The organism is Saccharopolyspora sp. NPDC045941 (genome assembly GCF_056431445.1).
Genome location: NZ_JBWKKU010000159.1, coordinates 1 through 1,670, shown reverse-complemented (window position 1 = coordinate 1,670; position 1,670 = coordinate 1). Strand labels below are relative to the sequence as shown.

2 protein-coding genes are annotated in these 1,670 nt (G+C 65.7%); both read left to right on the top strand.

The window, feature by feature from the left end; translation table 11 throughout:
- The first annotated feature begins 117 nt into the window (after positions 1–117).
- Positions 118–516 (top strand): IS200/IS605 family transposase, encoded by a 399-nt coding sequence (tnpA, locus tag AC07FN_RS45855; protein ID WP_168584178.1) that lies wholly within the window; start codon positions 118–120, stop codon positions 514–516.
- A gap of 4 nt (positions 517–520) precedes the next feature.
- Positions 521–1,670: RNA-guided endonuclease InsQ/TnpB family protein (locus AC07FN_RS45850; protein WP_478401376.1), on the top strand; the 1,150-nt coding region annotated here is incomplete at its 3' end.

Below are 1,670 nucleotides of genomic sequence, written 5' to 3'. Positions count from 1 at the left end.
GACGTAGTGCGCAGACCCCCGGGTTTATCCGTGGGGTTAGCACGTCAAGTCCGATCCTGACGTGCCCAGCGGTAACCCTGCCAACGTTAGATAGCTCGGTGCTGTATAGTGCTGGGTATGGCCGTCACGCTGCGATCGAACGCGAACATCACCTTTCAGTGCGCGTTCCACGTCGTGTGGTGCCCGAAATACCGGCGCCGGGTCATCGGTGGCCGGATGGAAGAACGCTTGAAGCAGCTCATCCGGGAAGTCGTCGAGGAGAAGGGGGCGTGGCTGGTGGAGCTGGAAACGATGCCGGACCACGTTCACCTTCTCGTCGAAGTCGACCCGCAGTACGGGGTGCACAAGCTGGTCAAAGCGATTAAGGGACGTTCGTCGCGCGTGTTGCGGGAAGAGTTCCCGTGGTTGCGGTCGAAGCTTCCGACGCTGTGGACCAACAGCTACTTCGTCGCGACGGTCGGCGGCGCACCGCTGTCGGTCATCAAGCGCTACGTCGAACAGCAGAAGGCCCGGTGAGCCGATGCTGACGGGACGTCGCTACCGCTTGAAGCTCACCACCGCGCAGGCCGCCCAGTGCGAGGAGTTCGGCAATATCTGCCGGGCAGTGTGGAACACCGCCCTGGAACAACGCCGCGAGTACCGGCGGCGCGGGGCGTGGATGAACTACAACGAGCAAGCCGGACAGCTCGCCGACGGGAAAACCGAGCACGGCTGGTTGCAGACCGCGCCGTCGCACGTCCTCCAGCAGGCGTTGAAGGACCTGGACCGGGCGTGCCGCGACCACGGCACGTTCCGGGTTAAGTGGCGCGGTAAGCAGCGTTGGAACCCGTCGTTCCGGTTCCCGATGGGCAAGCTCATCGAGGTCGAGCGGCTGAGCAAGCGGTGGGGACGGGCGAAGCTCCCGAAGCTGGGGTGGGTGCAGTTCCGCATGACCCGCCAGCTCGGCGGTGCCGTGCGGTCCGCGACAGTGTCCCGCGACGGCCGGGACTGGTTCGTGTCGTTCCTCGTCGACGACGGCGCCACCACCCCAGAACGGCACGCCGCACCCCACAGCGGCGTCGGTGTCGACCGTGGAGTCGCGGCAGCGGTAGCTACCAGTGACGGCAAGCTCATTGACCGCGATTTCGTCTCGCCTGGCGCGGATGAGCGTTGCCGCAGGTTGCAGCAGAAGCTTTCCCGGCAGAAGCGGGGCAGCGCAGACCGTAAGAAGACGCTCGGCAAGATGCGCCGGTTGAAGCGGCGCGAACGCGACCGGCGAGCGGACTTCTGCTCGCAGGTCGCGGCCGAGCTCACCGACCGCAACGCGCTGGTCGTGCTGGAAGATCTCCGTACCCGGAACATGACCCGGTCGGCGAGCGGAACCGCCGAAGAACCCGGCCGGAACGTCGCCCAAAAGTCCGGCCTGAACCGCGCCATCCTCGACAAAGGCTGGCACAAGCTTGAACTGGCCCTGCGTAACGCTGCCCGCTATACCGGCAGCGAGATCGTGAAGGTGCCTGCTGCGTACACGTCGCAGACGTGCGCGGTGTGCCGTGCTGTGGACCCGGAAAGCCGTGAGAGCCAAGCGGTTTTTCGGTGTACCCAGTGCGGCCACACCGCGCACGCTGACGTGAACGCGGCGAAGAACATTCTCGCCGCCGGACGGGCGGTGACAGCCTGTGGAGACCTCG